This is a genomic window from Bacillus sp. G402, assembly GCF_051172515.1.
Taxonomy (GTDB): Bacteria; Bacillota; Bacilli; order Bacillales; family Bacillaceae; genus Bacillus; species Bacillus altitudinis.
The window spans coordinates 198586-209295 of the sequence record NZ_JBPIZC010000003.1; the positions used below are offsets into that span (position 1 = coordinate 198586).

Annotated in this window: 1 protein-coding gene; it reads right to left on the reverse strand. The window is 46.1% G+C overall.

Annotation, left to right across the window (positions count from 1 at the left end; translation table 11 throughout):
* Positions 1-7 precede the first annotated feature (7 nt).
* A complete protein-coding gene (locus ACSBQP_RS14685) occupies positions 8-10702 on the reverse strand; it encodes an amino acid adenylation domain-containing protein (protein WP_435028542.1) in 10695 nt (3564 codons plus the stop codon).
* Between the last annotated feature and the right edge of the window lie 8 nt (positions 10703-10710).

The window sequence follows — 10710 nt, forward strand, 5'->3', positions numbered from 1 at the left end:
AGTGGTGTTAGGTCAATTTCTCCTCGAGCATGTCAAAGATATCGTCCATTTCATCCATTTCAAGGTCTGCAGCCGAGAAGTCACTTGGCGTAAATTCTCGCTCTTGATGCGCTAAGCAATGGGTGATGATGGATCTGATTTTTTCCTTCAACAATGCGATGAACTGCTGTATCGTTTGTTCTTCATATTCACTTGCACAATATGAGCACGACAGAATGAATTGATTGTGCTGAACAAGACCGCTGAGGTTCAGCTTATAAACAGCTTCGGATTCAGGGCTTGCTTGACGGCCCATATCATAGGTTGAGGGCCCAAAGAGTTCTGTCGTCACTTCCTGATCAATCTGCCCAAGATAGTTCAAGCTGATTTCAGGCTGCACGTGTTTGACTGACGGTTCGGATGGTGTCATGTATCTTAAAATACCGTAACCAATCCCTTTATTCGGTACACGCCGCAGCATCTCTTTCGTTCCTTTGATAGCATCTGCAATGGTCTGATTCGGTTTCGCTTCAAGAACGACTGGATACATGCTCGTAAACCAGCCAACTGTGCGAGATATATCTAATCCTGATAAAATGTCCTCTCTTCCATGACCTTCAAGCTGTACATATACATGAGATTGACCTGTCCATTCCTGAACGGCCAGCCCGAGCGCACATAGAAGAATATCATTCATTTCTGTTGTGTAGGGAAGATGGATATTCGTTAACAGATGCTCGGTTTCTGCTTCTGTCAGCTGCATTTTGACCGCTTTCGTATCTGCGATTTTTCTTTCTTTTACTTCATGGTCAACAGGTAAAGTCGTAAACGGTCTATTTTCAATCGCTGCCCAATACTCCTTCTGGTTTTTTAGCAGCTGTGACTGCGCGTATCGTTCAACCGCTTCTGCCCATTCTTTGAAAGAGTGCGTTTTTGGCGGCAGAACCATTGCTTCTCCTTTTTCTGCCTGATGATAAAGAGACATAAAGTCTTCTAGTAAAATCCGGCAAGAAACGCCGTCAATCACAAGATGATGTGTGATGATGAGTAAGTGATCACCGTCTTCTGTATGGAAACAAATCACTTTCATCAATGGACCTTTTTCAAGATTCAGTTGACGCTGATACTCATTGGCGTATGTGGAAATCGCCTGTTTCACATCTTGCGCTTTTGAAACATCACAAGAAATAATTGAAAATGGTTCTGTCAGCTCCCGCTGATTGTATTGCAGAATGTCATCATGCTCCTGTCTGAACACCATGCGCAGTGCATCATGATGTGAGAGCAGTTTTTGCAGAACTTGTTCTGTGACAGCCAAGTCAAACCCTTTTGGTGCATGAAGCATCATTGAGAGATTCCAGTGGTGCTGGTGATCAAAGTTCCGTTCAAAGAACCAGCGCTGAATTGGTGTTAAAATGACCTCTCCTTCCACAGGTGATTGATCGGCTGTGAGAAGGTCCGCTTCTTCGATATATGGGCGAAGCTCCGCAATCGTTGGATATTGGAAAAGCAGCTTCATATCGAGCTTCCAGCCTTCTTGCGTGAGTCTGCTTGCCATCTGGATGCCTTTAATCGAATCTCCGCCAAGAAAGAAGAAATGGTCGTGAATACCAACTTGGCTGACGCCAAGCACATCTTCCCAAATGCCGCAAAGCAGTGCTTCCACTTCATCTCTTGGCGCTTCGTATACTGTTTGATTCGCTTCCACATCAGGTGCTGGCAGTGCTTTGAGATCCACTTTGCCATTTGCCGTCATCGGCAGTTGGTCTAGCTTGATGATCCATGATGGCACCATATATTCAGGCAAGGTGCGCTTTAAGCTTTCTTTCAAAGTGCCCGTTTCTTCATATGTGATGACGTAAGCGACAAGAGCGTCTTGATCACTTGCGTCTTTGACCGTTGTCACGACGGCTTCTTGGACTGAATCCAACGCAAGGAGCTGCGCTTCAATTTCTGATAGCTCAATCCGGAATCCGCGGATGTTCACTTGATGGTCTTTTCTACCGAGGTAGATCAGCTCGCCATCCTCTGTCCATTTCACCAAGTCACCTGTACGGTACATGCGCTCTCCTGGATAAAATGGATCTGGGACAAACCGTTTGTCCGTTTCCTCTGGTAGATTCCAGTAGCCTCTTGCCAGTCCTTTCCCCGCAATCACGAGCTCACCCGGTACGCCTTGCGGCGAGAGGTCATATAACGAACCCATAATGTAAAAACGAGTATTGGCAATCGCTGTTCCGATAGGAAGCGTGCCTTGATCTGGATCAATGATCCCGCTTGTCGCCACGACCGTATTTTCTGTTGGGCCGTAGTTATTGACGAGTTTGTATGGAACGGGCTTCACCTGTTTCAGCTTGTCCCCGCCTGTCAGTAAGTAACGGAGAGAATGATTGTCCATCGACATAAACTGCTCACATAGCTGTGTTGGCAGGAATGCAATGGTGATGCCTTCGTGATTAAAATACGAATTGAGCTTGATCATATCGAGGCGAATCGCTTCGTCGATGATATGGAGCTCTGCGCCGGCCATCCACGTCGGGAACATCTCCCAAATGGAGGCATCAAAGCCAAAGCCGGCATATTTGGCGGTTCGGTCTTGTTTCGTCACCTGGAAAGCATCATTGTGCCAGTAGGCGAGATTGACAAGGGACTGGTGCTCGACCATGACACCCTTCGGCTGTCCAGTCGTTCCAGATGTGTAAATCATATAGGCGAGATCCGTTGGTTTAACAGGAACCTGAATCTCGTGCGCTTCTCCTTCTACTGCCTCTTCTATGAAGAGGGTATGGCCTGTGAAAGAACGTGGTGCAGTGAGCCCTTTCTGAATCAGAAGGACCTCTGCCCCGCCATCTTCCAGCATATAGGCAATGCGCTGCGCTGGATAATCGGCATCAATTGGCACGAATGCCGCACCTGCCTTGAGCACACCGAGAACAGCGGCTGTCATCTCGAGCGATGGACGCGTGAGAATGCCGATGCGGTCTCCCGGTTTTGTGCCGCTGGAAATAAGTGTTGCGGCGACTGTATTCGCTCGGTTGTTCAGTTCTTCATACGTCCAGCTTGTTCCGCAGAAGGATGCGGCTTTTTGATCAGGTACTTCCTGTGACTTCGCCTCAATCAATGCATGAACCGTTTGATCTGTCGGAACATCTAGGATAGGTCCTGACCATTCATTAAGCAGATGTCGCTCTTCTTCTTTTGTTAAGATGGAGATGGTTGAGATCGGCTGATTCAATTTCGCGATCATTTCGTCTATGATTCGCTCAAAATATTGACTCCATCGCTGAATGGTACTCTTTTTAAATAGTGCCGCTGCATATTCAAAGCGCAAGCCCACTTGATCTTGTTCCTCAAAGATGCCGAGCGTTAAATCAAACTTTGCCTGAACGGCTTCTTGCTGTTTGTGTGAAAGCGTAAGTCCGTTCAAATTCGGTAACGTCAGATCACGGTCATCCGTTGTCATCATGACACTAAACAACGGGTTGCGGCTCGTGTCTTTCGGAAGGTCTAACTGCGCGACCAAATCCTCAAACGGGAATCCTTGATGTTCATAAGCTGATAGATTGTGATCTTTTATTTTTTCTAGCAGATGCTCTGCAGTTTCTTCTAACTGAACGTCATGTCGAAGGGCCAGTGTATTCACAAACATGCCCGGAATCCGTTCGATTGACGCATGTGTACGGCCAGCCGTTACAGCCCCTATGACGATGTCATGCTGCCCAGTCAATTTATGAAGGAGAATGGCAAAGGCCGTTTGCATCACCATGTTCAAACTCACATTTTTTTCAGCCATGAGCGCTTTGACATGCTGCGCCTTTTCAGCAGACAGGCATCTATCAACCCGGTCTCCTGCAAATGACTGCACGCTAGGCCGCGGGAAATCAAGCGGAAGTGCCAAGTCTTCTGGTGGCTGTGCATATTGCTCCAGCCAATACTGCCGCTGTTTTTCAAGTGCTACTTGCTGCTCTTCCTCTTGCTGCCATACCGCATAATCCTTGTAGTGCAACTGAACTGGCGGTAACGTCTTATGCTCATACAACTCCGCTAATTCTTGAATGAGCAGACTGCGTGTCACCCCGTCTGCGATGATATGGTGCATATCCATCATGAACACATATTTATCATCAGACAGCTTTGCCACTTTCGCCCTCATTAGAGGTGCTTGATGTAATGAGAATGGTGTCATGAAGTTGTCTACGACGGATTGTACCTGATCGCTTTCTACTTCAACCATCTGTAACGTAAACGGTACACGGCGATAGATTTTTTGGACGGGACTGCCATCAATTTCAACAAAGGCTGTCCGCAATGACTCATGTCTATCAATTAAAGCTTGAATCGCTCCTTCTAGCTGCTTCAGATCAAGGTTTCCTTCCATCATGAAAACGGCTGGCATATGGTAGGTGACGGATTCTGGATGCAGCTGCTGTAATACGTACATTCGCTTTTGTGCGGAAGAGACTGGATAGAAATCTTGCTTTTCCGCTGGCTGAATGGATGTGACGAGCGAAGCATCAGCTTCTTCCAAATAGGCAGCTATCGCCCGTATCGTTGGCTTTTCAAAAAGAACCTTGAGTGGAACATGCTGATTCAGTTTGGCTTGGATTTTCGAAATGAGCACCATGCCTTTCAGAGAATGCCCACCTAATTCAAAGAAATGGTCATCAATGCCGACTTTTTCAATCTCAAGAACATCTGACCAAATATCACAAAGCGTCTGCTCAAGCGCCGTTTCTGGTGCTGCGTGTGCCGTGCGGTTCATATGTGCCTCATGAGGAAGCGGCAGAGATTTCGCATCCACTTTTCCGTTTTGCGTCAGCGGCATATGATCCACTTTGACAAAATAAGTAGGAATCATGTAATCCGGCAGTGTCTCTGAAAGCTTTTCTCTAAATGTCAGCGTTCCAATGTGATCAGGTGCTGTATAATATAACGCCAGCTCCGGTAAACGAGATGTGTTGATCACTTTGACATACACTTTTTGAATGGTTGAAAGGGCACGTGCGGCATGCTCAATTTCTTGTTTCTCAATTCGATAACCGCGAATTTTCACTTGATCGTCTACTCTTCCAAGGAATTCAATCTCCCCATTTGCATGCTGTCTGACCAAATCTCCAGTCCGATACATCCGCTCTTGAGGGAAATAAGGATTTTCAAGAAAACGCTCTGCTGTTAATTCAGGCTGATTCAAATAACCTTTTGAAACACCATCACCTGAAATGTAGAGCTCACCCGGTGCGCCATAAGGGACAAGGCGCTGCTCGCGATTGCATACGAGCGCTCTTGTATGAGCAATAGGCTTTCCGATGATAGAACGCTCCTTTAAAGCATCCAGCTCATGCGGTGTCATTAGCTTGCTCACTGTACCAATCGTTGTTTCTGTCGGACCGTAATGGTTCATCACTGCCACGCATGGATGCTGCTTCATAAATGTTTCAACATCTTCAGAGACAATCGGTTCTCCTCCCAATACCACAAGCCGTAAAGCGTCAAATGTATATCCCTTTGAATCTGCCATCATATGAAATAAGGATGGTGTCATTTTGATATAAGTCAGCTCTTGTTCATCAATAAAACGCATGAGACGTACAGGGTCTGTATACACGTCTTCACGAGGAATATAGAGTGTCCCGCCTGCTCTTAGAACCGGGAAAATGCTTGTGTAACCAAGGTCGTATGCATAAGAAGACAGGAGTGCCGTTCGATCGCATTCTTGTAAAGTCACTTCATGTGTCAACCAATTGACGTAGTGTGATAGATTACGATGCGTGAGCTGTACACCCTTTGGCTTCCCTGTTGTTCCAGATGTGTAAATCACATAAGCCAGTTGATCAACCGATACGTCCGGCAGGTCTAGAGAATCGTTTCGTTGGACGGCTTTCTCCACATGTACGACCTGAATCGACTTGAGATGCTGATAGGAATCGCCAAGAGACTCATTTGCCACGATGACTTTTGCCCCTGAATCTTTTAATGTGTAACGAATACGTTCCGCAGGAAAAGCTGGATCAATTGGGACAAATGCACCGCCTGCTTTCATTACACCTAGCATAGAGACAATGACATAGACAGAGCGATCAAGAATAAGCGCGACTGTGCTTTCTTTCTCTACGCCTTGCATCTTCAGCTCACTACAAAGAGCATTGGACATGCGATCCAGTTCGCAGTAGGTGAGCTTCCTTTCACCATCCATCACCGCAATGGCATCAGGTGTTTCCATGGCTTGACGTGAAAATTGCACATGATACGGCTCATGTTGACCTGTTTGTTCTCCATCCCTTTTCTCCAGCCGCTCCATTTGCTCATGCTGATCCAAGAGATTGAACAAGCCAATTCGTTCATTCGGATGCTGGACCGCCTCACGAATAATCGCAAGCAGATGTGTTCCGAACCGGCGGATGGTTTCCTCTTTAAATAATGCCGTTGCATAGTCTAGGCTTAGTTTTATTTCTCCCTCACGTTCAAATGCTTCTAGAGACAGATCAAATTTGACTGATCGGTGCTGCATCGCATAAGGCGAAATGTTCAGATCGCCGAGCTTTAGTGCAGGAACATCCATGTTCTGCATATTAAACGAAACACTAAAGAGCGGGCTTCGGGTTGTATCACGATCAAGCGGCAGACGCGCGATTAACTCTTCGAGCGGATAGCTTTGATGTGCAAAAGCATCTACACTCGTTTCTTTTATTTCTTCAAGCAGCTGTAAAAATGACTTTGTTTGTTCCGGTTTCCCGCGCATCGCAATGGTATTGATGAACATCCCTGGCATGTCCTGAATATCTGGATGTGTTCGCCCCGCAACAGGAGATCCGACAATGATATCTTCCTGTCCGCTGTAGGATGCGAGCAGTACTTGAAATGCAGATAACAAGAACATGTACAGCGTCGTATCTGTTTTCTTGAGCAGCTCATGAATACGCTGAGTTGTCGCTTGATCACAGCCAAACATCACCCGTTCTCCAGAAAAATCACGTTCCACTGGACGCGGATAGTCTGTCGGCAAATCTAAAACCGGTACATCTCCATCGAATTGTTTCAGCCAATACGCTTCATGCACACGCTGTTTCTCTGTTTCTTCTTCACTTAACTGCCAGACAGCGTAATCTTTATAATGAATGTCTCTTTCTGCAAGTGCCTCTCCATCATAGGCTTTCGCCAAATCCTGAATGAACGTCTTCATGGAGCTGCCATCTGTAATCAGGTGATGTGCTTCCAGAACTAAAAGATGACGGTCGTCACTCACTTTGAGCAGCTGTGCCCGCAGGAGGGGAGCGGCTGTCAAATCAAACGGCGCCTGACGTTCAGCAAGAAATGCCTCGGCCTCTTCTTCCTTTACATCATGGACAGGGAGGTCAAATGCCGCTCTTTCATCTACCCTTTGGACGATGTTCTCGCCTTTCATATGAAAACTCGTTCTTAAGATTTCATGCGTTTGAATCAATTCATCAAATGCTGAGGTGAGCCGCTGATGATCGAGCGTACCTTCAAGCGTTAAGACGATCGGAATATGATAGTTCGTACTCTTAGGTTCAAGTGTTTGTAAAATGTATAAGCGCCGCTGAGCTGGTGACACTGGATAGTCCTCCGCCTTCGCTGCGGGTAAGATCGGATGTCCTTGTTCTTCTTGACCGTCCTGGTCAATGTATGACGCAAGCGATCGAACCGTTGGCTTTTCGAATATCACTTGAATCGGAACTTCCTTTTGGAACACTTCTTGGATTTTGGCTGACATCATCATTGCTTTGAGTGAATGTCCGCCAGTCATGAAGAAATGCTCATCTATTCCCACCGCTTTCCCAAGCAGTTCCTCCCAAATTTGAGCAAGCGCCTTTTCCGTCTCGGTTTCAGGTGGAATGATCCTGACTTCTTCACGATCAGCTTCGTCAGGCGTTGGTAAAGCTTTTCGATCAACCTTTCCGTTTGCGGTAAGCGGAAAAGCATCTAGCTTCATGACGTGATGAGGTACCATATATGCTGGCAGTGCTTGATTGAATAGAGCCCGCACCTCTTCTTCTCTGATCGTTCCCGTATAGTAAGCGGTCATTTCTTTTTCTTCTGAAGGAGACGCATGGATGAGCACAACCGCATCATCGATCCCCGTCTCTTGTTGAAGAATCGTTTCAATTTCACCGAGCTCAATACGGAAACCACGGATTTTCACTTGATCATCTGTCCGTCCGAGGAATTCGATTTGACCATTTGAACCGTACCTAGCCAAATCTCCTGTTCGATACAAACGCCCTTCTGCCTTGAAAGGATCAGCGATAAATACTTGCTCTGTTAATTCTGGACGATGGAGATATCCTCTTGAGACACCGTCACCGCCGACATACAGCTCTCCTGGCGCACCAATTGGCTGAAGTCTTTGATTGTCATCTAAAATGTAAGCGGACGAATGATTGATCGGCTGACCAATTGGAATCGTGCCCGCTTCATCCCCTCTCACTTCATAAATGGTCGAGATGGTGGTGTTTTCTGTTGGGCCATACGCATTCAGTAAAACAAGTGATGGATGGTTTTTCTTCACAAGCTCTGCACTTTTCACATTGATCACATCACCGCCTGTGATCAATTTGGACAATCCTTTAAACATATGCGGTCGCTGCTGAGCGAGTTGATTAAACAAACCTGTCGTTAAAAAGAGCGCCGAGATTTGATTCGTTTGGATAAAGCGTTCAAACCGGTTGATGTCCAATAACGTGTCACGGTCAACAGGATAAAGCGTTGCACCGTTCAGCAGTGTGGTGAAAATTTCAAAAGTAATGGCATCAAAGCTGACTGCTCCTGTATGTGCCATACGATCCGACTTGTTCAAGCCCAGTGTCTCCTGTGAACATGCCAATCTGACAATATGTTGATGCTCAATTTGAACACCTTTTGGCTGGCCGGTTGACCCCGACGTGTACATGATATATGCCAATTGCGAAGGAGAGGTCTCGACTTCGAATGGTCCGTTGGAATGATTCGATATGCCTGATACATGAACGGCTTGGATGCTTTCAGTAACTGGCGGCTGGCTGTCCGCATAGAGCAAAACGGATGCGCCGCTGTCTTCAAGCATAAAGCGGATTCTATCCTCTGGCTGGGCTGGATCAATTGGTACATAAGCAGCCCCTGCTTGAAGAACCGCTAAAATGGCGATCACTGCTTCAGCAGATCGATTCATATACACTGCGACGGCATCTTCTTGTTTCACTCCGCTATCAATCAAATATCCCGCAACACGATGGATTTCTTGGCCGAGCTCTTCATAGGTGAATGCCCGCTCTCCTTCGACTAACGCCAGCTGGTCTGGCTGCGTTTGAATGCGTTCTTTCAGAAGCTCAGGAATAGACAGATGCTTTGGATAATCTCGTTCTGTCTTGTTCCATGCTTCAATCTGCTGTTTTTCTTCTTCCGTGATACACGTCACGTCATGAAGGCGAACTTCCGGATTCTCGATGATCTGCTTCATGAGGTTGGTCAGGTGTTTCGATATTTTTTCAATGACCTCTTCTTCAAAAGCAACCGCATTGTATTTGATTTTCAATGTCCATGTTTCACCTGGATATACGAGGACATTTAGATCGAAATTCGTTTGTTCAAATCCGTCTTTTACATCAATGGAAAACCCTAGACGTTCCGACATGGTGTCACCAGATAGCTCTTGATCTAAAGGATAGTTCTCAAACCCGACCAAGTGATCGAAAAGTTGTCCTCCTGCAGCTGTCTGTTGCTGAATGTCATAAAGCGGCATAAAATCATAGTTTTCCGCTTCCAGCGCATGCTGCTGAACTTTTTGAAACAGCTGTTTGAAGGTGTCTTCCTGATTCATTTCTACCCTGACCGGTATTGTATTGATAAAAAGCCCTGCCATCTGTTCAATACCAGCCACACTTGGCGGCCTGCCAGACACGACTGTTCCGAAAGTGACATCATGTGCCGCATGGTAAGTGCCTAAAAGAACCGACCAAACAGCCTGGAATAGATTTGGTGCTGTCACTTGGCAATTTCTTGCGATCTCTTGAATGCTTCTGACCATTTCAGCATCCCATGTGAACGTCCATTCCTGATGGTCATATTGTCCGTTGGCTTCTTTTTGCTGCAAAAGCCCTTGATGCTGAACCGCACCGTCTAAGCGATCCTTCCAATAGCCTTCCGCTGCTTGTTGATTTTGCTTGCCAAGCCACTGAATATAATCTGCATAAGGTTTTCCTTGTGAGCGATCCGGCGTTTTGCCGTTCCGATAAGATTCGTAGTAATGAAACAATTTTTTCATCAAAACTCCCATGGACCAACCATCCATGATGATGTGATGGTTGCTCCAAATGAGATGCCAGTTTGTTTCATTCAGTTGAAAAACAGCGACCTTCAATAACACATCATTCGTTAAATGGAAGCCTTGCTTTCTCACTTGCTTTTTATATTGATCTAGTACCTTTTGCTGTTCCTGATGGTTCAGGTGAGATAGATTCTCTCTATACACATCTAGATTGCGCTCTGCCAGTACAACCTGACGAGGCTTCTGTAATTGCTGATAGACAAAGGCTGTACGGAGAATGTCATATGTGCCGATGAGCTCATTGAGACTTTTTTCAAAAAGATCGAGATCAAACTCCCCTCTTATTCCAAGCTCTAGCTGTGTGAAATAAGAGGACGAATTAGGGTCTAGCATGGCATGATATAACATGCCTTCTTGCATTGGTGTTAAAGGATATACCTTTTGAATCTTCTGTTTGCTCATAGTCCACC

Coding starts and splice junctions, on each gene's coding strand:
- ACSBQP_RS14685 (WP_435028542.1), bottom strand. CDS start 10,702: ATGAGCAAACAGAAGATTCAAAAGGTATATCCTTTAACACCAATGCAA.